This window comes from Yoonia maritima (assembly GCF_043641945.1).
Taxonomy (GTDB): domain Bacteria; phylum Pseudomonadota; class Alphaproteobacteria; order Rhodobacterales; family Rhodobacteraceae; genus Yoonia; species Yoonia maritima_B.
In genome coordinates, this window is the sequence record NZ_JBHZRX010000007.1 from 197,538 (window position 1) to 220,112 (window position 22,575).

21 protein-coding genes and 2 tRNA genes are annotated in these 22,575 nt (G+C 52.8%); 10 read left to right on the plus strand and 13 right to left on the minus strand.

Annotation, left to right across the window (positions count from 1 at the left end; translation table 11 throughout):
- Positions 1-67 precede the first annotated feature (67 nt).
- A complete protein-coding gene (locus ACHUEV_RS15430) occupies positions 68-316 on the plus strand; it encodes a peptidase (RefSeq protein ID WP_394181410.1) in 249 nt (82 codons plus the stop codon).
- Between the two features lie 48 nt (positions 317-364).
- Here ACHUEV_RS15430 and ACHUEV_RS15435 read toward each other — a convergent pair whose 3' ends face one another.
- Positions 365-1,294, minus strand: coding sequence for a hypothetical protein (locus ACHUEV_RS15435; protein ID WP_394181412.1), 930 nt, complete (start codon positions 1,292-1,294; stop codon positions 365-367).
- Between the two features lie 186 nt (positions 1,295-1,480).
- Positions 1,481-2,083, minus strand: coding sequence for a flavin reductase family protein (locus ACHUEV_RS15440; RefSeq protein ID WP_394181414.1), 603 nt, complete (start codon positions 2,081-2,083; stop codon positions 1,481-1,483).
- A gap of 69 nt (positions 2,084-2,152) precedes the next feature.
- On the opposite strand from ACHUEV_RS15440, the gene ACHUEV_RS15445 reads away from it, so the two are divergent.
- Both ACHUEV_RS15445 and ACHUEV_RS15450 read left to right on the plus strand, forming a co-directional pair.
- Positions 2,153-2,659 (plus strand): GNAT family N-acetyltransferase, encoded by a 507-nt coding sequence (locus ACHUEV_RS15445; protein WP_394181416.1) that lies wholly within the window; start codon positions 2,153-2,155, stop codon positions 2,657-2,659.
- A gap of 25 nt (positions 2,660-2,684) precedes the next feature.
- Positions 2,685-3,476, plus strand: coding sequence for an EcsC family protein (locus ACHUEV_RS15450; protein WP_394181418.1), 792 nt, complete (start codon positions 2,685-2,687; stop codon positions 3,474-3,476).
- Here ACHUEV_RS15450 and ptsP read toward each other — a convergent pair.
- The 4 genes from ptsP to ACHUEV_RS15470 all read right to left on the minus strand — a co-directional run bounded on the left by ptsP (position 3,467) and on the right by ACHUEV_RS15470 (position 8,006).
- A complete protein-coding gene (gene ptsP, locus ACHUEV_RS15455; RefSeq protein WP_394181420.1) occupies positions 3,467-5,710 on the minus strand; it encodes a phosphoenolpyruvate--protein phosphotransferase in 2,244 nt (747 codons plus the stop codon). The genes ACHUEV_RS15450 and ptsP overlap by 10 nt on opposite strands.
- A 35-nt stretch (positions 5,711-5,745) precedes the next feature.
- Positions 5,746-6,984 (minus strand): aspartate kinase, encoded by a 1,239-nt coding sequence (locus tag ACHUEV_RS15460; protein WP_394181422.1) that lies wholly within the window; start codon positions 6,982-6,984, stop codon positions 5,746-5,748.
- 101 nt (positions 6,985-7,085) lie between these two features.
- The gene (locus tag ACHUEV_RS15465; RefSeq protein ID WP_394181424.1) at positions 7,086-7,490 is read right to left on the minus strand and encodes a DUF1178 family protein; all 405 of its coding nucleotides are present in this window, start codon (positions 7,488-7,490) and stop codon (positions 7,086-7,088) included.
- Positions 7,491-7,532: 42 nt separating this feature from the next.
- Positions 7,533-8,006, minus strand: a complete 474-nt coding sequence (locus ACHUEV_RS15470; RefSeq protein ID WP_106358154.1) for an NUDIX hydrolase — start codon at positions 8,004-8,006, stop codon at positions 7,533-7,535.
- 34 nt (positions 8,007-8,040) lie between these two features.
- On the opposite strand from ACHUEV_RS15470, the gene ACHUEV_RS15475 reads away from it, so the two are divergent.
- From ACHUEV_RS15475 to modC, 4 genes are read left to right on the plus strand one after another with little or no spacing between them, the layout of a single operon-like run.
- Complete coding sequence (locus ACHUEV_RS15475; protein ID WP_394181472.1) at positions 8,041-9,198, plus strand: acetoin utilization protein AcuC; 1,158 nt, start codon at positions 8,041-8,043, stop codon at positions 9,196-9,198.
- Entirely contained in the window at positions 9,189-9,977 is a 789-nt protein-coding gene (gene modA, locus ACHUEV_RS15480) for a molybdate ABC transporter substrate-binding protein (RefSeq protein WP_394181426.1), read from the plus strand. The genes ACHUEV_RS15475 and modA overlap by 10 nt, the downstream gene beginning before the upstream one ends.
- On the plus strand, positions 9,974-10,669 hold the full coding sequence (modB, locus tag ACHUEV_RS15485; RefSeq protein ID WP_394181428.1) for a molybdate ABC transporter permease subunit: 696 nt from the start codon (positions 9,974-9,976) through the stop codon (positions 10,667-10,669). The genes modA and modB overlap by 4 nt, the downstream gene beginning before the upstream one ends.
- Complete coding sequence (gene modC / locus ACHUEV_RS15490) at positions 10,630-11,730, plus strand: molybdenum ABC transporter ATP-binding protein (protein WP_394181430.1); 1,101 nt, start codon at positions 10,630-10,632, stop codon at positions 11,728-11,730. The genes modB and modC overlap by 40 nt, the downstream gene beginning before the upstream one ends.
- Here modC and ACHUEV_RS15495 read toward each other — a convergent pair.
- From ACHUEV_RS15495 to neuC, 3 genes are read right to left on the minus strand one after another with little or no spacing between them, the layout of a single operon-like run.
- Positions 11,727-13,010: a 3-deoxy-D-manno-octulosonic acid transferase gene (locus tag ACHUEV_RS15495; RefSeq protein WP_394181432.1), complete on the minus strand. Its 1,284-nt coding sequence runs from the start codon at positions 13,008-13,010 to the stop codon at positions 11,727-11,729. The genes modC and ACHUEV_RS15495 overlap by 4 nt on opposite strands.
- Positions 13,003-14,265, minus strand: a complete 1,263-nt coding sequence (locus tag ACHUEV_RS15500) for a 3-deoxy-D-manno-octulosonic acid transferase (protein ID WP_394181434.1) — start codon at positions 14,263-14,265, stop codon at positions 13,003-13,005. Before ACHUEV_RS15500 ends, ACHUEV_RS15495 begins: the two co-directional genes overlap by 8 nt.
- On the minus strand, positions 14,249-15,373 hold the full coding sequence (gene neuC / locus ACHUEV_RS15505; RefSeq protein ID WP_394181436.1) for a UDP-N-acetylglucosamine 2-epimerase: 1,125 nt from the start codon (positions 15,371-15,373) through the stop codon (positions 14,249-14,251). The genes ACHUEV_RS15500 and neuC overlap by 17 nt, the downstream gene beginning before the upstream one ends.
- Positions 15,374-15,567: 194 nt before the next feature.
- On the opposite strand from neuC, the gene ACHUEV_RS15510 reads away from it, so the two are divergent.
- A tRNA-Cys gene (locus ACHUEV_RS15510) sits at positions 15,568-15,641 on the plus strand.
- A gap of 61 nt (positions 15,642-15,702) precedes the next feature.
- On the opposite strand, the gene ACHUEV_RS15515 is transcribed toward ACHUEV_RS15510, so the two are convergent.
- The 4 genes from ACHUEV_RS15515 to ACHUEV_RS15530 all read right to left on the minus strand — a co-directional run bounded on the left by ACHUEV_RS15515 (position 15,703) and on the right by ACHUEV_RS15530 (position 20,438).
- Positions 15,703-16,713 carry a tyrosine-type recombinase/integrase gene (locus ACHUEV_RS15515; RefSeq protein ID WP_394181438.1) on the minus strand — a complete coding sequence of 337 codons (1,011 nt, stop codon included), beginning with the start codon at positions 16,711-16,713 and terminating at the stop codon, positions 15,703-15,705.
- Complete coding sequence (locus ACHUEV_RS15520; protein ID WP_394181440.1) at positions 16,700-16,873, minus strand: hypothetical protein; 174 nt, start codon at positions 16,871-16,873, stop codon at positions 16,700-16,702. The genes ACHUEV_RS15515 and ACHUEV_RS15520 overlap by 14 nt, the downstream gene beginning before the upstream one ends.
- A gap of 791 nt (positions 16,874-17,664) precedes the next feature.
- Positions 17,665-18,333: a hypothetical protein gene (locus ACHUEV_RS15525; RefSeq protein WP_394181442.1), complete on the minus strand. Its 669-nt coding sequence runs from the start codon at positions 18,331-18,333 to the stop codon at positions 17,665-17,667.
- A gap of 374 nt (positions 18,334-18,707) precedes the next feature.
- Positions 18,708-20,438: a patatin-like phospholipase family protein gene (locus ACHUEV_RS15530; RefSeq protein WP_394181444.1), complete on the minus strand. Its 1,731-nt coding sequence runs from the start codon at positions 20,436-20,438 to the stop codon at positions 18,708-18,710.
- 732 nt (positions 20,439-21,170) lie between these two features.
- On the opposite strand from ACHUEV_RS15530, the gene ACHUEV_RS15535 reads away from it, so the two are divergent.
- The gene (locus ACHUEV_RS15535; RefSeq protein WP_394181446.1) at positions 21,171-22,334 is read left to right on the plus strand and encodes a tyrosine-type recombinase/integrase; all 1,164 of its coding nucleotides are present in this window, start codon (positions 21,171-21,173) and stop codon (positions 22,332-22,334) included.
- A gap of 7 nt (positions 22,335-22,341) precedes the next feature.
- Positions 22,342-22,416, plus strand: a tRNA-Cys gene (locus tag ACHUEV_RS15540).
- Positions 22,417-22,575 lie beyond the last annotated feature (159 nt).

The window sequence follows — 22,575 nt, forward strand, 5'->3', positions numbered from 1 at the left end:
AACTAAGCTATCTGGTTTTTTGTCACTCGCCGGGTCCACGGCGGACATTACCGAGACATAATAGACTATGACACTGATGGCATTTGCGGCTTATGAGCAGCAATTGAAATGGGTCGCATTTGTGCTGGGCGTTGCCAGCACAATTTGCGTTGTGCAGGGGTGGCAATTGGCAGCGATGCTGTTCAGCCTGCCGTTTTGCTTAATCTGGATGTATTGCGCATGGCTGCGCACGGAACCGCAGTTGAAGTATATCAACATGCTGTTCACGGTGCTTTATGTTTATGGGATAGCGCGATACTTTTGGATCGCGATTTAAGAGGGCGGGGCGCATAGGCGCCCCGCCCTCTTAAATTTAACTGCGTTATTATTGCAGCGGGATGGTGACCCCTGCGAAGATGGATGTCGAGGATACATCGTCAAATTCATCCCCTTCTTCGAATGGATCAATAAATCCATGATCGACGAAGTTACGTGTATCAATGACACCTGAAAGCAGCTTATAGCTGATGCCAAATTCCATTGTGGCACCATCGCCTGCCCATGCTGCATCCATCAAGACAGATGGTGTCAGTTCAAATGTGGTGACATCGATTGTGTCTGTAGCTGAAGCGGTTTGTTCGTCGTTAGGTGACCCACTGGACGTTTCGAAATCAACGATATCAGTCGTGCGATCACCGCGGTATTGTGCGACGAAACCTTCGATTTGTATGGTCATGCCATTCTGTAAAGGAACTTGATGACGCGCGCCTATTTTTAAGCCAAGCCCCGAGAACTCAGTGTCCCGAGATACAAAGTTTTCGAAACCATTGGGATAAAGATAGTCCGTTTCAAGTTGGTTTTTGACACCCAGATATGAAACCCCAGCAAGCAGTTCTGTCTGACCTGATCCAACCTCAAATCGGCCCAAAGCAGATAGGTCTGCATACGCAGTCTGGTTTTCGGTGTCTGCACGATCTTGACAATCGGGGATGAGGCCCAGGTAAGTAGTGATATAGCAAGAGTTATCCAATGGATCACCACTATCATCTTTACCCAAGAGAACGCCAAACTGTAGGTTAAGGTCTAGTCCGATATTCCTGTAAACATTATCCATGCTGTATGTTGCAGAACCCATCATACCTAAGCCGTAGTCGGTATTAATAGGTGTTTCTCCGTCATCTTCCTCTAACGCATATGTATATTCGTTTGCGAAACCTGATGCGATACCACCACGTAAAATCAGTTCGTCTGCACTAGCAAGTTGGGGAGCAATAGCCGCGGTTGCGACGGCTAAATATTTAATGTTCAGTATCATATTGTTTCCATTGATTAATTAGTTCAATGAGAGGCGAGAAACATCTGATTAGCCCTAACGTCAATAGTGGTTTGCCTCGGGGAGATGTGAAGTGAATGAATCACGCGTTTATTGTTGCATGTATGCGGCACTTTCTATTTTTGGGTGTATTACCATAGGGTGATGTGATCTTTGATTGTTTCGAGCTTAACCAGGCCGTTTGAGCGTGAACGCGTCGCGCACGACAGCGTAGTCCTGATAGCCCATGCGGGCGAGCATCCCGAATTTTGTCACGTCGAATTTGCCGTCGATAAGGCAATCATCGCGTAGGTGTACGCCGATGACTTCGCCGAATACTGCGAAATTGGCCGCACCGGGCAGTTGCACGATTTGCGTGAGCTTGCATTCCAATGTCGCGGGTGCATTCGCCACGCGTGCGCAGGCGATTGCATTGCATTCGGCCTTGGCAATGTCGGCAAGGGCAAATTCGTCGGTGTCCTTGTCCCATGCCCCCGATGTTTGGTTCATTGCGTCCTTTGCTGCGTATTCCACGATGTTCACAGCAAACACGCCGGTTTCACGAATGTGGGTGACCGAATCTTTGGTTCCATCACGGTCAGGTTTTGTACTGGTCGACGAAAACATGACCTGAGGTGGTTCATATGCAACCGCGTTGAAAAACGAATAGGGGGCAAGATTGTCGTGCCCATCTGTGCCCCGCGTTGAAATCCAGCCAATCGGACGAGGTGAAACGACGGCGTTAAACGGATTGTGCGGCAGCCCGTGCCCATTTTTTGGCTCGTAAAACATCGTGTTGTCTTTTCCTTAGGTTTTCTAAGAGGTAGCTTGCCGCGACTAACTTGGCCAGATGAAAGAATAATGCAGCAAGCCCCAATGACAATGGCCGAGGAAACGGCGGGTGACTGGTGGGAGGTAGAGGCGCTGTACGACCTTTGCTTTGCACCCGGTCGGTCCGCGTTGTCGTCCTACCGTTTGCGTGATGGCGTTCCGCCGATTGCGCCCTTGTGTCTCACTGCGCGTGATGAACATGGCATCTTGGCGGGTGCTGTGCGCAATTGGCCGGTCTGTGTTGATGGGCATTTGGCGGTGTTGCTTGGCCCCATTGCCGTTCATCCCACCCGCCAAGGCGAAGGTGTTGCAGCCATGCTGATGCGGCAGTGTTTGGCTGTCGCGACTGAACACGGATGGGACCGTGTGATGCTGGTTGGCGATGCACCCTATTATGGGCGCTTTGGTTTTGAAAAGCTGGAAGGCGTTGAAATGCCGCCACCAACCAACCCTGATCGTGTGTTGGGACTGGCGCTGCGTGATGGCGCTTGGGACGGCATTACAGGGCTTGTCACACAGGCCAGTGATTGCAAATAGGTCGTCGTGCCCCCATCTTGATTGCATGAGCGTAACAGATAACGACCTAAAAGCACTGAACCCAATAGATTTACCCGCCCCGCTGAATGACGAGGCGCGCGCGCAGATTATTGCGCTGGCCGAACGACAAAGGCGCGCACGTGGTGTGCTGATGAAGGCGATCAACTTTGTTGGTGGTCAGGTCGAAGACGGGATGAAGTTGCTGCCCAAGCCGGTACGGTCTCAGGTCGATGACATTGCCCGAAAGGCGCTGGAACACAGCTTTGAAGTTGCGGCAAAATCGCGTGACGGACTGGGTAAGAACATCGGTTCGGACCGGGTTCACAAGGCGATGGGAACTATCACAGGCGCGATTGGTGGGCTGGGTGGCTTGCCAACAGCACTGGCGGAACTGCCCGTTGCGACGACCGTGATCTTCCGCGCGGTGCTTCATGTTGCCGAAGGTCATGGCGAAGATCCACAATCTGTTGAAACCCGTATGGAATGCCTTGCGGTGTTTGGGGCTGGTGGCCCCGGAACAGCGGATGACGGTGTTGATACGGCGTTTATCGGGGCCCGTCTTGGGCTGTCAGGCGCTGCGGTGCATGGGCTGATTAGCAGGGTCGCGCCAAAGTTTGCGGCGGTAATGTCGCAAAAGCTGGCGACCCAAACCGTGCCGATATTGGGTGCCGCTGCCGGGGCAGGGACCAATTACGCGTTTGTCGATTACTATGTGGCGCTTGCACATGTGCATTTTGGCCTACGCAAACTCGCGCGGGACCACGGGCAGGACGTCGTGACCGACGCGTTTCACAACGCCTTACTTAATCAGACTTGATAAACAAGCCAATCTGCAACGGCACGGCGTACCGATTGATCGCCGCGTGCGATTGCCTCGTCCATGACGGCCTTTACTTCGCCCAGATCAACGCGACGCAGCAGGTGCTTTACTGGCCCAACAGATGCTGGGCGCATAGATAGCGTACGCAGCCCAAGCGCGGCAAAGCACAGGGCCTCGACCGGTCGTCCGGCATCTTCGCCGCAGAACGACAGCGGCGTGTTCGACGCATGGCAGCGTGCGATGACTTGCGAAATGAACGAAAGGAAGCTGACGTTCAGCGTGTCATAGCGTTTGCGAACCCGTTCGTTTTCACGGTCAGCTGCAAAGAAGAACTGTTTTAGGTCGTTGCCACCAATTGAGATAAAGTCGACTTCCTCAAAGAACACGTCAGGTGCGAACCCAAGTGACGGTGTCTCTAACATCGCACCAACTTCGAGCTTGGACGGCAGGTTATGTCCCAAGATTTTCTCGCGTTCGATGGCTTTGTTCATCTCGGCTTTGGCTGCTCGGAATTCGTCTAGCTGGGTGATGAATGGGAACATGACAGCCAGTGGCCCACCATCTGCTGCCCGCAGCAGGGCCTGCAACTGCATCCGCAGCACGCCGGGTTTATCAAGACCCACGCGGATCGCGCGCCAGCCCATTGCTGGGTTGGGTTCGTCGTTGGGCTTCATGTAAGGTAGGACCTTGTCAGACCCGATGTCCAAGGTGCGGAAGGCAACGCGTTTACCGTTCGCCGATTTCACGACCCGCGAATAAAGCGCGGATAGTTCAGCGCGACGTGGCATCTTGTTGCGGACTAGGAACTGTAGCTCGGTACGGAATAGGCCAACGCCCTCGGCGCCGGACCCTTCGAGTGAGGGCAGGTCAGCGATAAGCCCCGCATTCATCTGAAGCGATATCGTGGTTCCGCATTTGGTTGTCGCGGGTAGATCACGGATCGAGGCATAGCGTTCCTGAGCACGTGTTTGCATCGCCAGTTTATCACGGAATGCTGTATGCACGGTTTCATCAGGGCGTAGGTGTGCGATACCTTGGTCGCCATCAACAAGGATAGGATCACCGTTCAGTGCCTCGCGGGTGACACCCTTGGCGTTGATCACCAGCGGGATCGCCCAAGCACGGGCGATAACGGTTGCGTGGCTCCCGACAGAGCCTTCCTCTAGGACAATACCCTTGAGCGCCTTGCCATATTCCAACAATTCGCCGGGACCGATGTTGCGGGCGACCAGAATGGGGTTTTCTGGCATATCGTTGCGTGCGTCCGCACCCTGACCAGTCAGAATACGCAAGAGCCGGTTTGATATGTCGTCTAGATCGTGCAGACGTTCGCGCAGATATGCATCACCCGCTTTGCTCAGCCGTGTCCGCGCCAGCGATTGTTCTTTTTCAACAGCGGCTTCGGCGGACAGGCCGTTGATGACGTCATCTTCCATCCGACGCATCCAACTGCCCGAATTTGCGAACATGCGGTAGGCTTCAAGAACTTCGGACTGGTCGGTGTCTGTTGACCGCGCGCCAAGAAGCATGCTGTCGACTGATGAGCGCAGTTTGTCGACGCCTTCGCGCAGGCGCGCTAATTCAAACTCGGGGTCGTCTGAGATTGGGTTGGTGACAACGACGCGCGGCTCGTGAAGATATACGCGACCCTCGCTTGCGCCCTCTTGGGCGACGGAGCCACGCAAGAGCACGTGCTGTTGGTGGCGTGCGGACAAGGCGGCACCTTCACCAACGAAAGCGCCAAGTTCGGTCATCTCGGCCAGAACCATCGCAACGATTTCAAGCGCATAGACTTCGTCGGCTGTGAATTCGCGTGCGGCTTTGGATTGTACGACAAGAACGCCGAGCACATCGCCAAGGCGCTGAATGGGAACGCCACAGAACGATGAATACCGTTCTTCGCCCGTTTCAGGCATGTAGCGAAAGCCCTTTTCAGCAGGGGCGTTTGCGGTGTTGATCACTGTCCGGCTTTTGGCGGTACGGCCAACCAAACCTTCGCCAAGACGCATCCGGGTCTGGTGGACAGCTTCGGCTTGAAGACCCTTTGTGGCGCATAGCTCTAGGGTTTCAGCATCACGGAATAGATAGATCGAGCAAACCTCGGTCATCATCGAGGTGGCGATGAGTCCAACGACTGCATCTAGGCGCGCTTGGCCTTCGTTATCAGCTGCTAAGGCCTCACGTAGGCGGCCAAGCAGCTTGCGGCTCTCGGTTTCAATCCGTTCTGGCATTGGTCCCCCGTCGACGGCGAACCGATCGTTTGCGATCAGCTAGCCTTTTCCAATTCGAATGCATCATGCAGGGCCTGAACGGCAAGTTCCATGTATTTTCGATCAATCAGGACGGAAATTTTAATCTCGGAGGTTGTGATGACTTTAATGTTCACACCTTCAGCGGACAAAACTTGGAACATTTTTGCAGCAACACCAGTGTGGCTACGCATGCCGATGCCAACGACTGATACTTTTGCAACGCCTTCATCCGCGACAAGATCGTGGTAATTAATGTCGCCTTTGTCTTTGGCTTCTTGCATCGCCTTTTCGGCGCGCACGACCTGATCAACCGGGCAAGAGAACGTCATGTCTGTGCGTCCCTCTTCCGAGATGTTCTGCACGATCATGTCGACGTTAACGCCGGCGTCAGACAATGGGCCAAAGATCGCGGCGGCAATGCCGGGGCGGTCGGCGACCGAAATCAGGGTCATTTTTGCTTCGTCACGGGAATAGGCCACACCGGCCACGACGTTGGATTCCATGATTTCCTCCTCATCGCAGACGAGCGTACCTGCTGCGTCCGATGGTTCTTCAAATGATGATAGCACGCGCAGGCGTACTTTATAGCGCATAGCCAATTCGACCGAGCGCGTTTGCAATACTTTTGCGCCAAGCGATGCCAGTTCGAGCATTTCTTCAAATGCGATCTTGTCAAGCTTGCGCGCCTTTTTGGTGATCCGTGGGTCAGTCGTATAGACGCCATCCACGTCAGTGTAGATATCGCAACGTTCCGCGCCAAAAGCGGCTGCAAATGCGACGGCTGTGGTGTCTGACCCGCCACGGCCCAATGTTGTGATGCGGCCTTCGGGGCTGATCCCTTGGAAACCTGCAACAACTGCAACCTTCATACCTTCGCCGAATTTGGCGTTGATATTATCGGTTGGGATTTCTTCGATCCGTGCGTTTGAATGCGCAGATGTCGTTTGTACCGGAACCTGCCAACCCTGCCAGCTACGTGCAGGAATATCCATTTCCTGCAAACGAAGCGCCATCAGGCCAGCGGTGACGTTTTCACCCGAAGACACAATCGCATCATATTCGCGAGCGTCATAAAGCGGGGATGTTTCGTTGACCCAGCCGACCAGTTCGTTGGTCTTTCCGGACATGGCCGAAACGATGACAATGACGTCATATCCATTAGCGACCTCTACAGCGACGCGTTTTGCAGCGCGGGCGATCCGGTCAAGATTGGCAACCGATGTGCCGCCAAATTTCATTACAAGCGTTGGCATGGTCGTGTCCCCCGGGGCGTTCCACCCCTGTAGTAATTCCGCAGGTGTCTTAAAGGCGCACGCGGCCAAGGGCAATGCGCAACTGACACTAATGCGTGGGACTAGTTGGTCTTTTTACGAGGAATAAAAGGAAGCGGAAGCACTGGGATACCGTCATCGACCAGTTTCTTAGCCTCTTCCAGTTTTGCTTCGCCATAAATGGGGCGCTCTGGCTTTACGCCGTCATGCATGTCGCGTGCTTCTTTGACGAAGGAATTGCCAACGTATTCAGAAGAACTTTCGACCTTATTACGCAGTTCTTCGATGGGGTTTTCAGTCGCTTTGGGTGCCGCGATTCGGTTCGAGGTGCTAACCGAAGGTGCCATAATGGATTTCGTCACTGCCGTTGATCCGCATGTGTCGCAATTAATCAGCCCTGCGTTGCTTAGTTTTTCAAAAGCATCGCCGGATTGAAACCAACTTTCAAAAGCATGGTCTTGGTCACATTTGAGATTGAAGCGGATCATGATTGTTAAATAGGCGTTTTACTGGCGCTTGCAAGCTTGCCGTTAGTGCAGGACCATCTGAGGTTTAAACGAAGCAACGATACGTTTTAGCTCTGGTTCTTGCAATTTTTTCGCGGCTTTCTTGGGGCTTAGCCATTTGCGTTTGCGTTGCCCTTTTTCTGGCCAGTCGCTTAGCACGTTGCGCACATGAACCGGGTAGACCATCACTACAATAGGTGCTGTCCCAGATTTTAGTGGCTTAACGTAGCTGTAAACACCAAGGCAGTGATCGATCGCATCACCGGTAATACCAGCCTCTTCATAGGCCTCGGTTGCGGCGGCTTGGGCTGGTGTTTGTTTGTGCATGGGCCAGCCTTTGGGCAAAATCCAGCGGCCTGTATTGCGGGTCGTTACGATGCAGATCTCAAGGTTGTCGTTGTGCATCCGCCAACATAGGGCTGCGAATTGCGCGCGTACGTCCGTTTTTCGTCCAGCCCGAAGCTTAATAGGGAGTTGGCGGAAAGCGATTTTTGCCATGGTTCCAGTCTTGATTTACGGTACACCGCTGAAGATGCAGGACGTTACGCATGCCCCGCTTGCACAGGCAAGCCCTTTCCCACGCTTTATTGGGTCCGAGATCTATCGGAACTCGAGCTATGGCGCATGGCATCCGTTGCGTGTGCCACGGGTTTCGACGGTCATGGATTTGTCCCGCGCGATGGGATGGTTGCCTGCGGCACAGTTTATCACAAGTCCCCGTGCAAAGCCCGCAGCACTTACTGGATTTCACACGGATCAGTATATCGCGGCCTTACAAGCAGCCGAAACCGCGCAAGTTGTGAGTGATGAAACACGGGCGCGCCATGCGCTGGGCACGCCGTCCAATCCAATCTTCACTGAAATGTACCGCCGTCCCGCTACCTCGGCTGGGGCGTCGTTATTGGCGGGTGAATTATTGTCCAAGGGTGGTGTCATTTATTCACCGGCAGGCGGTACCCACCATGGCATGCCAGATCGTGCGAACGGCTTTTGCTATCTGAACGACCCTGTGCTGGCGATCCAATCGCTGCGTCGCAATGGTGCGCAGCGGATTGCTTATGTTGATATTGACGCGCATCACGCTGACGGGGTTGAATATGCGTTTGCCGCTGACCCCGACATCCTGTTGATTTCTGTACACGAGGCTAATCGTTGGCCCCGAACAGGTGCGTTGGCTGATTGCGGAGTAGGGCAGGTGTTCAATTTGCCGGTTCCGGCGGGGATGAATGACGATGGCATGGCGCTGATCCGCGATGATTTGATCTTGCCACTGGTCGCGGGTTTTCGGCCAGATGCTGTTGTCCTGCAATGCGGTGCGGATGCCGTAACCGAAGACCCGCAATCACGACTTTGTCTGTCAAACAACGCGCATTGGGCAATTGTGCAGGCATTGGCCACCATGGCCCCGCGCTATCTGGTATTGGGCGGCGGGGGATATAATCCTTGGTCGGTGGGCAGATTATGGGCTGGCGTATGGGCGACATTGCAGGGGGTTGAGATTCCAGACCGTTTGCCCGACGTAGCACAGGATGTTTTGCAGGCGTTAACGTGGCAGACCCCGCAACGTACCCGCCAGCCAGAACCACATTGGATCACAACGCTACGGGATGATCCTCGCCTTGGTCCAATTGACGCCGACATTCGCAGTGGTTTGCAGGTTTTGGCCGCACGTGCGCGGCAATGGGTCTAGGCCTTGCGAATGGCTGCGAACGCCCCGATAGTCGCGGCATGTTGATCCGATCCTTCATCGCTATGATTTGCCTTGCGCTTTTCAGTGCGCCAACCGCGCGCGCAGAGGTTTTGGTCTTTGCAGCCGCAAGCCTCAAGGAACCCGTGGATGCGATGGCCGCGCAGTTCCCAGATGTCGTCGTGTCGTATGCTGGTAGCGGGACGCTCGCGCGGCAGGTCAGTCAGGGCGCACCAGCGGATGTGGTCCTGTGGGCGAATACGGATTGGATGAATTACTTGCGCGACGGTGATCATGTGCAGCCGCATACGGTCAGTGATTTCGCAAGCAACGGTTTGGTCCTTATTGGTCTTGCGACATCAAATGACGTGCCGTTGACCGCCGATGGGATATTCAATGCGCTGGGCGGTGGGCGTATTGCGGTGGGGCTGACCAATGCGGTGCCTGCCGGCATTTATGCTAAAGAGGCGCTGATCCATCTGGGTTTGTGGGATCAATTCGATGGGCAATTAGCCGAAGTCGATAACGTGCGTGCGGCACTGGCGCTCGTTGCACGAGGCCAAGCCCCGCTAGGTATCGTCTATGCAACCGATGCGCGGATATCTGACGCGGTGCGCGTGGTTGCGAATTTTCCGCAAGAGAGCCACACACCGATCCGCTATACTGGTGCATTGACACCAGACGCAGATGAAAACGCTGCTACATTCTGGGCTTTTGTGACCGGACCCGAAGGGCAAGCGATGATGGCAGAGGCAGGTTTTCTGCCCCCAGTTTCACGATGACGGACCTTTGGGGACCGTCCGAATGGGCAGCGATCATGCTGTCACTGCGTGTGGCAGTCGTGGCTGTGATCTGTGCACTGCCCCTCGCGATTGGTGTGGCGTATTTGCTGGCGCGAAAACGGTTTTTCGGGCGGCAGCTTTTAAATGGAATCGTGCATTTGCCGTTGGTCTTGCCGCCAGTCGTGACGGGCTATTTGCTGTTGGTGACCTTTGGAAAACAGGGGCCGATTGGTAGCTTTCTTGAACAGGTGTTTGGTGTCTCGCTCGGGTTCCGTTGGACTGGAGCAGCCCTTGCGGCTGCAGTGATGGCGTTTCCACTAATGGTACGTGCAATTCGCCTTGGGGTCGAGGCTGTCGATCCGGGGTTAGAGGACGCTGCCGCGACGCTTGGTGCATCGCGAACAAGGGTCTTTATGACGGTGACCTTGCCTTTGATCTTGCCTAGTATTCTGGCAGGCGCAGTTCTTGGATTTGCCAAAGCGCTGGGCGAATTTGGCGCGACGATTACTTTTGTTGCGGCCATTCCGGGACAAACCCAAACGATCCCATCGGCCATCTACGGACTACTGCAAGTACCGGGCAGTGAACCCGCTGTCGTTGGATTGGTGACTGTCGCCATCATCCTTGCCATGGGCGCTTTGCTAATTTCAGAATGGCTGTCGCACCGCATGGCCCGTCGGGTGGGGCGCTGATGCTGCGTATTTGTGTTCAGAAAACCCAAGGGCAATTTGGATTGGACGTCGATATCAATGCGCCTGCTGGCGTGACGGCGATTTTTGGTCGGTCTGGTTCGGGCAAGACGACATTGGTGAACGCAATTGCCGGATTGTCGCGGCCTGATGCAGGTAAGATTGTCGTGGGCGAAACGGTGCTGTTTGATAGTGCTGCACGGGTTAACCTACCGCCCCCGCTTCGTCGTGTGGGGTATGTGTTTCAAGATGCACGGCTGTTTCCGCATATGTCGGTGCGCCGCAATCTGACCTATGGCGGTGACCATGATGCGGCACATGTGATTGATATACTGGGGCTAGAGCCGCTGTTAGATCGGCGTCCATCAGGTCTATCGGGTGGTGAACGCCAGCGCGTCGCGCTGGGGCGTGCATTGATGTGTGATCCGCAAATCTTGCTGATGGATGAACCGCTGGCCGCACTTGATGCCCCGCGCAAGGCGGAGATTCTGCCTTATTTTGAACGCCTGCGCGACGAAACCCGCGTTCCAATCATCTATGTCAGTCACGACGTGTCAGAGGTCGCGCGTCTTGCGACGACCTTGGTGGTTCTGGATGAAGGCAAAGTTGCGATTTCCGGGCCAGTTGGGCAGGTGCTTTCGAGCCCCGACGTCGTGCCGTTGCTGGGTACGCGGACAGCGGGTGCTGTTATCGTCACGCGGGTTGCTGGGCGCCTATTGGACGATGACCTAACGGAACTGCAGTTTTCAGGTGGGCGCCTTTTAATGCCAGGTCAGCTTGGTGAAATAGGGCAGTTGCTGCGGATACGGATACCCGCACAGGACGTGATTCTTGCACGTGAGGCACCCACAGGGATGAGCGCCTTGAACGTGCTACCTGTGACGATCACTGAAATACGGCCCGGACGCGGGCCGGGCGTTGCTGTCGGCCTACGTGCTGGTGACGATCAATTGCTTGCTCGGGTCACAAGGCGCAGTGCCGGACGGATGGAGCTGGCCGTTGGGCAGCAAATCTATGCGATCATCAAGGCCACGGCCGTCGGTCCCGAGGACATCGGCGGCTAAAGCGCCTTGTCAATCGCGGCGAGCGTACGGATCACGCCGCCGGCATGATCTTCGTAGAACTGTGTGATCTGGTTTTCAGTGACTGGCGATGGCTGCTGGACAGCATGCAAAAGCGCGGCAGGCGTTTGAACATTATCGCAAACACCTGCCGCGATTGCCTCTTGCGCGGGATAGGCGATGGTCCAGATGTGAGGGCCAACGATCACAGGTTTTTTCAGGGCGAGGGGTTCAATCACGTTATGCGCGCCCTTGGGAACAAAACCGCCACCTACTATCGCGCGATCCGCAAGAGACAGATAAAAGTACATCTCACCCATGCTGTCACCCAGCAGAACGTCGATCTTTGGGGCGTCAGGGCGCAGGTTTAAATCAACGTCAAGAATATCTGATCGCCGGGCGAAATTCAGTCCCGCATCACGCAGCATATCCGCGACCTCATCAAACCGTTCTGGCGCGCGCGGAACATAGACGAAAAACGCATCTGGGGTATTGCGGATCATGTCGATGTAAATCGGATCTTCGCCTTCAACCACGGATGTTAGCGTAAATGCAGGGCGGCCTTTGGTTAGCGCCTCGCGGACATTGGCGGCAGCGTTCAAATGGTGCTGCGGGATAGGCTGGTCAAAGCGGAGCTCGCCTGTGATATGGATGTTGGTCATGCCCGCAGCGGCGAACCGATTGCGCTGGTCATCCGATTTTACGAAACCACCCGCAAAGCCACCAAGTAGCGCAGCGCGTAAACCAAGTCCTTTGGTGTCTTTGTCATAGCTTTTCTGTGGATACTGCGCGTTGCACATGAACAGCGGTGTGCCGTGTTTGCGACAAGCCATGATCATGCGCGGCCAGATCTCGATCTCCATCACTAGCCCGTATTTTGGGGTGAAGTGGCGAAGAAAACGGCGATAGGTAAACCCAAGCTCTAGCGGCACCCAAACCGTCTGTACGCGGCCTTCGGCGATCTCATTCGCGAACTCGCGTTCGGCCTCGCGCCGTCCAGCGGGGGTGAAATGCGTGGTTAGAACAGTTTCGCCCCGTTCTAGCAAAGCGCGAATAAGCGGCGTTGCCGACCGCATTTCGCCAAGCGATACGGCATGGACCCAAACCGGGTTTCTTTGCTGGCGTTTATATTTCCCGAAACGTTCAGCGATGTGCTGTGCATATACAAGGTCTTTGCGCCCACGTTTGCGCAGATAAAGCAAAACAATGGGGATCAGAAGCCACCAAAGGACTTCGTATAGGGCCATCGCGATGCGTAGCTTAAGTGGTGGAAAACTATTCATGCGCCGCACTTAACAGGCCCAGTAGGTCAGTTGCCAGCGTATCTATCTGATGGCTTGCGGTTTCGATGCAATGCGTCGCGCGCTCCGCTTGTGCATCAAAGTCAGCGTTTATCAATTGATCAGCGAGTTCCTGTGCAGACTGAACTGTGATTGCTGCCTTGGCGTCGTTCAACTGGCCATAGTCAGTCACAAAGTTACCAATCCTGGGGCCGTGAAAAATAGCTGTGTCCAGTGCTGCGGCCTCCCACGGATTGTGTCCCTCAATTTCGTTGAATGTGCCGCCGATCAGGACAGCTGATGCTAGGCGATAGACTAACCCAAGATCGCCGAAGGTATCGCAAAGCCAGATCGGATCGCCGGGTTGCGGCAATTGCAAGAGCGACTTGCGCGGAATGTTTGTCGCGAATTCTTTCCGGCGTTCAGGCTGACGCGGTGCGACGATAAGCAATGCACTTGTGTCCGTCTGACGCAGAATTGCATGTGCATCAAAGGCGATTGCCTCGTCTGCTGCGTGCGATGGGGCGACCGCCCATATGAAACGCGCGGCAAGTAGTTCGCGCAGGTCTGCCAATGCATCAGCTTGATGACTTAGGGCAGGGGCCGCAGGTTTTAGCGACCCTGTGACGGCCGCCTTTGCGCCAAGTCGACCTAAATGATCGGCTGTTTTCTGATCTTGGGCCGTGATCAAATCCATCGCCTGATACAGGTTTTGGTAAAGGCCTTTTGCCCTCTGATGCGAGCGAAATGATTTTTCACCCATTCGCGCGGCAATGACAGCCTGCGGGATACCGCGGCGATTGATGTCACTGACGAACCCCGGCCAGATATCTTGTTCGGCCCAGATGCAGAGGTCCGGTCGGAAATGATCCAAAAATCTCTGACGATAGCTGGGAGCATCGATAGGAAGAAACTGATGAATTGTACGTGGGGGCAGGTTGCTGGTGAAAACATCGGCTGATGCAAAAGTTGTCGATGTCACTAGGAACGAAACATCGGGCTGCTTCTTTGCCATTTGTATAATCAGGCCGCGCAGCGATAGAACCTCGCCCAGCCCCACGGCGTGGAGCCAAATCAGTGGGCCGTCAGGGCGAGGGGCAAGGCCTTGTGCCTGCTTTTCATTCCAGCGGGTCGGGTGTTCTTTGCCGCTTGCCAGCCGTTTTCGCAAGATACGGCCAGCGATCATAGGGAAGATGTAGCTGACGCCTAAATATATGCGCAGCAAACCTCCGCGATGCATATTAGCCTTCGGGGTCATGGAACGTCTTTTGTAGCGTGCTGTTCCAGAACGCGTCTGTTCTTAGGATTGCGGCAAAACGATCTGCCGCGCTGCCGCCACCAAATGCGTCGTGACGGGGATAGGCTTTACCCCATTGCTCGGTCAGGAAGGCGTTGATTTTGTCAGTCTCTGATGCATTTGCAAAGAATACAGATGGTGACTTCGCACGGTTGGTTTGTCGCGAGCCGATATCAAGCGACGGCACGCCAATAAACGGCGCCTCACGGACACCAGCAGAGGAATTCCCAATCATCGCACTCGCATTTTTCATTAACTCTGAGAAATGAGCAAAGCGCATCGAGGGAAGGACGCGGAAACGATCAGTGGGCAGGCGGTTGATGGCTGCGAAAATATCGGCAGAGCCGGGGTCATTGTTTGGCGCGATAACCACGAAATTCTTTCCAGAGCGGTCTAGTGCGGCGAACAGGTCGTCGGCCTGCGCACCCATACTTGCCGCCTCTGATGTGACCGGATGGAAAACGCAGATACCAAATTCATCAAACGGTATGTCATAGCGTGATTTAACTTCGGCCATGATTACACCGGATGGACCCGCATGAAAATCAAGCTCGGGCGACCCGATTGGATGGATGTCATCTGCTGCTTCACCCAATGACATCACGCGACGCGCTGCATCATCTGACGACACAAAGTGGCTGCTGGCCAGTTTGCTGTTACAATGGCGGTAGATTTCATCGATGGTGCCCGAGACTTCGCCGCCTTCAATATGCGCGCAACGCACATAATTCGTGGCGCAGACGAGGGCGCAAGCCAAGGCTTCAACGCGGTCGCCATGGATCACAACCAAATCAGGCGAATGTTCCTTAACGAAATCAGAAAACCCGATGACGGTTTTGGCAAGGATCATATCCTGCGGGTCGCCCGCACGTTGGTTCAGAAATTCATGCACACGAACGCCGGGCGTGCGGTGAACCTCGAGCTTGGTCAGCCCGTAACGATCAAGCATATGCATGCCCGTTACAAAGAAAGAGACTGTGAAGCCTTGGTCTCGTGCGGCGATCGCCAATGGCTCAAGCTTGCCAAAATCGGCCCGGGTGCCGGTCACAAATAGTATGGATCGAGACATCGTGTTTCCAAATCAGTCACATATTGCCAGCCAGACTATCGGGCGGTTCGGGGAAAGGAAACTACGATCAAGGTTGACTGGGAGATAGCAATAGAACGTATCACGATAAAAAAGCGAACACTGGGCTAAAGGCGACGCGCTTATCCACTTGACGGCCACGCGCCTTCAGCCTAACCACAGCGCACACCACGTGAGGCGAGTTGGCGGAGTGGTGACGCAGCGGATTGCAAATCCGTGTACACCGGTTCGATTCCGGTACTCGCCTCCATTTAGATTCAATGACTTAGCCGGATTTCAAATTTTCGGAGCATTGAAGTCTAAACAAATGTCTAAACATTCTGTTTTTGTTCTGTTCGCATTTGTTGCGCCTGAATCGCTCTGACGCGTTGACGAACCTGCTTGGTGTAATGCTGGACCATGGCTGCGCTCTGACCTGTTACGGCAGCGACAAGGTCGTCACCGCACCCTGCTTCAACCAGTTCGCATGCAGCGTTGTATCGCCAGCTATGAATATCGAAGTCGAGTGCGTTGATCTGTTGCCGGACTTTCTTCACCGCTTGCGCGACGCCGCGATATGACCAACGGTTTGTTCCTCGCTCATTGGTCAGGATAAAGACTGAGTGGCGGCTTGCGGCGTCGAGTGCGGCTTGCAGTTCTGGTAGGATGGGAATCCAGAGTTGTTTGCCAGTCTTGTTTTGGCGCACAGTGAACCCACCGTCTTGAATGTCTGACCACCGCATTTCGATCACATCGCCAATCCGTTGACCTGTGCCGACGCACAGTTCCATGGCCAGGCGTTCACGCATTCCGAGAGGGCAGGCGCTACGGTACCGATCTAGAAGCTCTTGTGGCCAAGGTGCCCGCGCTTTCTTGATGGTTTTGATTTCTGATACACCGCGTGCCGGATTAGTTTCACACCATCCTAAATCTACGCAGTGTTCTAACAGGACACGCAGCACCCGCAGCGAGTAGTTAGCGAAGTAGGGCTTGTCGGCGTTTGAATCGCGCAGCCGGATTACGTCTTTGCGTTTCATATTCGTGGGGTTTGCTTCCCCCATAACGTCCTCGAAAAACTTTAGATACTTGTCGTAATCCAGCGCCGTGCGTGGCTTGAGTTGGGTGTATCTGCTTGATCGATGGTAGCTTTTGATAAGCGATTTGAAGGAACGTGTTGTAACCCTAGAGACAGGTAGTTCGCCGGAAAGAATTGCAGCGTATTCAGCCCAGAATTCTGGCGAGCCAAATTCAGCTGCGAACTTCTGGGATTTCCATCCCCGTCTTTGGAAGTACAGCCCGTTACGTTGGCGGTATACGTGCTTGGGAAGTTCACGTTTTGTCATGGCGCATATCTATCCTCTCAAATTCATCAACTACGGGTGTTTCCGCTAAAACCAGCTCGATCTTTTTGCCGTCGACTGTGACACGGCGAACTGACCTTCCAGCACGCTCAAATACGTGAAGCAGGCGAAGTGCTTTTTCTTCAATCGAAGTCCGTGCCATTTAACTTTACCTCAGCGGTCCCTTTTTCCAAGTTCGCTTGCGCATCCAGTCGGCTGAATGTGCTCTGGCGCCCATGCAATCTATCTTGGCTTAAAGTTAGCTTCGCGATCGAAGCTCTCGCAAATCAAAGCTGAAAATCGAAAAATATTTCAATCGCTTGGTGTCACTAAATGTATACAGGAATTTGTGCTTTTCGCGCAACAAATGGCTGCATCGAAAAAAACAAAATGAACCAAAGTAACGAAATTTGTTGACGGCGCTTTGCCGCATTTATGGAGGAAATGTTTCAGTAGTTAAGGGGGGAATGTTTCAGTTTTTGGTGTCACTAAATGTATACAGGAACTAGGGGAGAACTGTGAGGACCGTCGAAATGAAATATTTCGACGGGTGACGCCTATCAACTAACGACAGGGTGTGCGGGGCTAATGAGGGTGAAGTCATGCCAACTGTTGGTTTTTGTTGCGCGTGCTGGAGCGAGGGTATCCCCTCGTTGCTACGCATCCCCGCTTGGGCGGGGCCCCTGTGGTCTTCCTAACCACGTTGGATGCCTCCGGCATTCCAACACGACGGGCGGCCCAGGCTAATGTATGGGCCGCGTTATGGTAATGAACGTTCTGGAACTTGCTTAGAAGAAGGGCTAGCGCGGCCTGATAGGTGGTGCATAAAACGGCGCTACGGGTGCCTTTTAGTGTTTTGCTTGTGTAAGGGGTGCTTGAGTACTAGTTCGGGGCTCAGCATGGTCTCTAAACGCCTCTCTTCTTCCTATACCGCATCGAGATAATCCGTGAAAACTAACGAATGAGGTCGACGATTACGGCCTGTGTTATGTCTAACGTCGGAAGGATTAACATGATGTAACCAATGCTTGCGAGAGCGATTATTGTATACCGCCATGCCCAGTCTTTGTGCATCTGGCCTGACCACCATTCCCTCGACAGGCCTCGGAGATAGTCCTGTCCTTTCCGTAGAATGACAGTTTTATCGGCGTAGGCCGAGTAGTCTGGATGTTTAATTTCTAGCTCTCTTGAATTACGGTTCAGGCTTTTCATCATTGGTGTTCGCCACACCCATTCGTCTGAAAGTACTTCCTTCTGCATCGCTACAATCTCTCCAAAAGAGTGGGTAGAAACAACGCGGTCCGCGAACTCGAAGTCAGTACTAGAATGTGCAAGGGTTCGAGGAGAACGCCATGTCTGCAAAAAATTTGCTGCTAACATGAAGATGCCACCAAAGAATGCCAGCCGAAGTTTTGTGAGACTGGAAAGCCAGAAAGGATCGTGCTCATTTGTTTCAACTCCCGCTATTCGTGAAAAGCTGAGTGAGGCAATTACATCATCGTTGAAGAGTATCAGGTAGCCAAAAACAGGTACCGCCGCAGCGAACTTAACGAATTCGCTTCCCGCGTAGGACTTTACGAATGGCCACTGTAAAAGATGGTGCTCTGATTTCCACTCACTCATTTTTTGTCTCCATGCCATATCGACAACAAAGACATACCAGTTAGGAACAGATTGAACAGTGAGCGGATTCAAAACCTGCTATGCGGACCGCCGTCTTCTACATAATTTTGTGGAAGACCCGTCATAGACGAGCGTGTAGTCTGTTTGGTGGGTTTGTGGCGCAAATGGCTGCAGTTTGCGTTCTAAGAGGGCTTCTAAACGGCTCTACGCACGATTGGGCGGCTTGCGGACTTTAGTTGCCAGTGCAAACGCATACAGCTGCCTTCCCTATATCTACACACCGTGTCAGCACGCAAAGGCTAGACGCTGCCAGATCCATGTTCACAATGATAATATATCCTCAAGATTCGACGAGGTAAGAGCCAGAAACACCGTTATTCATCAGGAAGGTTTTCTAGCCGTAGCCGCGCACCTTTTCCGGATACAACTTCGCCTGATACCCAACCATGAAACGGGAACTCAGGACTACACATGTAAGCAAGCTCAGTCGGAAGGTCTGAAATAGAGGAGATTTCTGTCAACTCGCAGCTCAGCTCATCAACAGATATATTTACCTTGGCACGGTCAGCATCACCACAAACCAATAAGTAAACCTTTTCAATCGAAGCGTTGATCCCGGCTGTTGCAAAAAGACCCAAAGAGTCGTGATCCTCATTTGGATCAGTTAAATCGGCAAACAGTGTCTCCGTTTTCTGTTGGTACCAAATTAGAAGCTTGTCGGCCTGCTCCCCAGATATTTGATCTGTTGATTTTGGGAGCGGTTCGTTGAGAACAACTACGCACTTGACCATCTTTTTTCTGTATCCGAAGAGCTCGCCCTCCAAAGAATATTGGAATATTTCGTACTTTGCGGGCCTCCTTTGGCCGTCCGCTTGTACGATCTCTACGTTAAGCGTGGGCGGAACCACCCAAGACCCGTCAATAGCTGTCATTCCAATTGGATACTCATAGAGCTCGAAGTCAGCTTGCCTGGGAACTAGGTGCACTCTCGAGTATATGTCGAGGTCTCCAATTCCATTTTGTTCAACTTCATACCGTGACATCCACGAACATGGTGTAGCAATCATCGCTGAATATTCGACCCTATACGTTCTGTTGTTGCGCCTGGCTTCGAATGATCGGGCATTCTGCTCCAGTAGTTCTTGAACAGTAGGTTGAGAGGGTATCTCGATAGTCGCCTCGCTGCTGGGAGACAGTGCTCTTAGACGCCTTTCGAGCCAAGCGGCACAGGATTTGAAGGTTCGGCGATAGTCGTCACTCAGCCTGAAGGTCGCTTGGAGTTTTAGGAAGTCTGTTGTGCCAACTTTCGAGACGACTCTATGAACATTTTCAGTTCCGACGAACCTCTCAGCTCTCTTGACGCTGTTGTTGATAGCGATGTCGAACAAATGTCCGATGTATTGTTTAGCGTTTTTTGCGGGCCATGCATCTGCCTCAGAAGCTATACCAATTGCTAAGACAGGTCCGTATTTGGATTTTTCGCTTAACAACGGCTCGACAGGTAGGTTCTCGCAGAGACCTCCATCCACATAGGCATGTGCAATGTCGCCGTCAGCCTTGAAGTTAGTAAATACAAACGGAATTTTGCACGAAGCGACTATTGCATCTGATAATCGGTATTCTGCAAGTTCGGCTGACTCTTGATTGAAATACTCAGCTTTCCTTGAGACTTGCGAAGCTGCACCAATGAAAAGAGGCATCGGAACGTCGCGGATGGTTGTATCAGGATCAACACCAAGGACATCGAGCGCCTTCTCAATTATGACCTTGAGATAGCCCTCTTCAATAAACGACTGACCCTTTGCGATAGCTAGCAGCTGATCGCCCTTGTCCAACCAACCATCCCCAGTCAATCGATCAATGCCAGGTGCTTTTGCAACCGTATCCAGTATTTGTGAAAAGAGCGACGAGTCGAGCGCGGAAATTTTGATATCGAAAGCGACTAGTGTTGCCACAATGGAACCTGCAGAAGTACCTGCAACCCGTGAGATTCTGACGTTTTCCGACGTGCATTTTTCTTGGATTGCCTCGGCCGCAGCCAGCAATTCAACAATTTTTGCCCCGCCGCCTTGAAAAGAAACTTGAATTGAATGTTCTTCGTCCACAACACACCTCTTGAAATCTCAATATCAATTCGATCAAACAACCATCACAGAAACATATTTTGCCTAACTATATACCGTAACAGCAGCATGGCCAAAAAACGCATCAGGGCAACCAGTATTCATGATCCGTTTGCTAGGTGAGGGCCATGCAAACATAGGCAAGAGTGTCGATCCCAAGGAAAACAAACCTTGCTCAGGCTACGACGAGTGGGTCTAGATCAGAAATGTCGATCTCCTTTGGGTCGTTTCGAGCAGCGCACGTTTGATGCTTATGTACAAATGATATGTTATCTAAACATTCTTGATTTGTTCGCTGCCAATTTGGCTCAAGTCTAAACAAAAAATTGTTTTCTGTCAGATATTTGCTTAGTCTTGCAAATCCGTGTACACCGGTTCGATTCCGGTACTCGCCTCCATTTGGGTTCCTGTAAATTTCCTATTTTTTACAGAGCGTTACACGTATCTCCGTTATCCTATCGTTTTGTTCTGCGTATCTTTGGAAGGCTGATTTCCCATGTTTATTTGTGGGAAACGTGGGAAAATAAGCACCAAATTGACCCGCAGAAGCCCTGTTTGAGGCTTGAAGCCCAATTTCAACACCTGCTCGTGCTACTAGCGCTTACAAAGCTGCCGATCCTGACAAATTGATGCAAGAAACTCTATCCTAGATAACCCATAACTCACTGTAGTATATAGTAAAAAAGTTGAGTTTGAAAGGGGAGTACTGGCGTCATGTTCCAAGCAAAAATCTATGAACGACAAAAGCGGGCTGGCAAAAGCATCTACACCTATTTCATTGTTCGCTTTCTAGATCAGACCGGTAACTTAAAGGACAGACAGTTCAAAGAACGCGTAGAGGCCGAGAGCTTTCTCCGTGTCGTTGGACAGAATCCAATGATCAAAGCGGCGCAAGTCGGAAGGACGCTGCTGGTGCGTGACCTCGTTGCTGAGTTCCTTGAAGCTTGCAAAGTAGGGAGGCATGGGCGGCGGCCACTGCAAAACACGACTCTGCGATCCTATGAACTCTATGCAACGCGTCATGTCGTTCCTTTGATCGGGAATACACCTGTCATCGACCTAGATCGCCCTGCACTTAATAAAATTGCCCAAAAACTAACAGAGTCGACTGGCACTAGGACTACAGCTCGACATGCGTTAAGCGTGCTGAAAACGAGCCTCGCATATGCGGTTGATAGTGGGTACCTTCGCTCGAATCCAAGCGAACGCGTGGTTATTCGCGATGATCCCGCTGAAGAATTCAGGCTCGAGCAGCTCGGTAAACGACGCGAGAAGTTTCCAGATCCGGAGTTAATCAAGCGCATTCTGGCGTATGCACGCTTTCTTCGCGACCAGCACTGCCATAGCCAAGTGCGAAGGGCATGGGTAAGATATTATCCTTTGATACTCTTCTTTGCACTGACGGGCTGCAGAGCTTCTGAGGTACGAGCTGTCCGTTGGGGAGATATCGATTGGGGGCTGCGTCATATTCGCATACGTCGTAAGGCTGATCCGGTGACATCAGAAATCGGTCCAGTTAAAACGCCGCAGGCGAAGCGAGATATTCCGCTTCCCATCAAGCTCTATAACGAACTGAGCCTTATTTCAGGCCCCAGCGACAGGCTTATCTTCGGTGGTCCGGTCTCCAACCGGCCCCCTGCTCATTCTCATATGATCGCCCGAAGCTGGCATTCACTTCTGGACCGTGCAGGCATTCAGCGTTTTCCAATACATAACCTTAGGCACTATTATGCATCTCAACTCATTGCGAACTCAGTAGACCCCTTAACTATAAAGACTTGGATGGGCCATCATTCAGCGAGTTTCACGATGGACGTATACGGGCACTTGTTGAACAAGCACGATTATTCGGCGATTGAGAGGATCAGTTTCGTCTGACATTTGTGGCGCAGTAGCAGAGTGGTTCATGCGCTGGACTGCAACTCCAGATACTTCGGTTCGATTCCGAACTGCGCCTCCAATTTGTGCGATCTTATCTCCTCTTGAATATATCAACCTAGCGGCCTTAAACTGTATCAAACGCAGAGCATCTGTCGTGCTGATCTGCGACTTGATGCGAGCGAGGGACCGAACGGCAGCGCGCGAAACGTTTGCCTCGGAACTACCGACGAACTTAGCC

Excerpts from the sequence above, each read along its gene's own strand:
- ACHUEV_RS15445 (WP_394181416.1), top strand. The coding sequence starts at position 2,153 with ATGCAGCAAGCCCCAATGACAATGGCCGAGGAAACGGCGGGTGACTGG.
- ACHUEV_RS15465 (WP_394181424.1), bottom strand. The coding sequence starts at position 7,490 with ATGATCCGCTTCAATCTCAAATGTGACCAAGACCATGCTTTTGAAAGT.
- ACHUEV_RS15535 (WP_394181446.1), top strand. The coding sequence starts at position 21,171 with ATGTTCCAAGCAAAAATCTATGAACGACAAAAGCGGGCTGGCAAAAGC.
- ACHUEV_RS15525 (WP_394181442.1), bottom strand. The coding sequence starts at position 18,333 with ATGAGTGAGTGGAAATCAGAGCACCATCTTTTACAGTGGCCATTCGTA.
- ACHUEV_RS15500 (WP_394181434.1), bottom strand. The coding sequence starts at position 14,265 with ATGACCCCGAAGGCTAATATGCATCGCGGAGGTTTGCTGCGCATATAT.
- ACHUEV_RS15440 (WP_394181414.1), bottom strand. The coding sequence starts at position 2,083 with ATGTTTTACGAGCCAAAAAATGGGCACGGGCTGCCGCACAATCCGTTT.
- ACHUEV_RS15520 (WP_394181440.1), bottom strand. The coding sequence starts at position 16,873 with ATGGCACGGACTTCGATTGAAGAAAAAGCACTTCGCCTGCTTCACGTA.
- ACHUEV_RS15435 (WP_394181412.1), bottom strand. The coding sequence starts at position 1,294 with ATGATACTGAACATTAAATATTTAGCCGTCGCAACCGCGGCTATTGCT.
- ACHUEV_RS15475 (WP_394181472.1), top strand. The coding sequence starts at position 8,041 with ATGCAGGACGTTACGCATGCCCCGCTTGCACAGGCAAGCCCTTTCCCA.
- ACHUEV_RS15430 (WP_394181410.1), top strand. The coding sequence starts at position 68 with ATGACACTGATGGCATTTGCGGCTTATGAGCAGCAATTGAAATGGGTC.
- neuC (WP_394181436.1), bottom strand. The coding sequence starts at position 15,373 with ATGTCTCGATCCATACTATTTGTGACCGGCACCCGGGCCGATTTTGGC.
- modC (WP_394181430.1), top strand. The coding sequence starts at position 10,630 with ATGGCTGTCGCACCGCATGGCCCGTCGGGTGGGGCGCTGATGCTGCGT.
- ACHUEV_RS15470 (WP_106358154.1), bottom strand. The coding sequence starts at position 8,006 with ATGGCAAAAATCGCTTTCCGCCAACTCCCTATTAAGCTTCGGGCTGGA.
- ACHUEV_RS15460 (WP_394181422.1), bottom strand. The coding sequence starts at position 6,984 with ATGCCAACGCTTGTAATGAAATTTGGCGGCACATCGGTTGCCAATCTT.
- modB (WP_394181428.1), top strand. The coding sequence starts at position 9,974 with ATGACGGACCTTTGGGGACCGTCCGAATGGGCAGCGATCATGCTGTCA.
- ACHUEV_RS15515 (WP_394181438.1), bottom strand. The coding sequence starts at position 16,713 with ATGACAAAACGTGAACTTCCCAAGCACGTATACCGCCAACGTAACGGG.
- ACHUEV_RS15450 (WP_394181418.1), top strand. The coding sequence starts at position 2,685 with ATGAGCGTAACAGATAACGACCTAAAAGCACTGAACCCAATAGATTTA.
- ptsP (WP_394181420.1), bottom strand. The coding sequence starts at position 5,710 with ATGCCAGAACGGATTGAAACCGAGAGCCGCAAGCTGCTTGGCCGCCTA.
- ACHUEV_RS15495 (WP_394181432.1), bottom strand. The coding sequence starts at position 13,010 with ATGAATAGTTTTCCACCACTTAAGCTACGCATCGCGATGGCCCTATAC.
- modA (WP_394181426.1), top strand. The coding sequence starts at position 9,189 with ATGGGTCTAGGCCTTGCGAATGGCTGCGAACGCCCCGATAGTCGCGGC.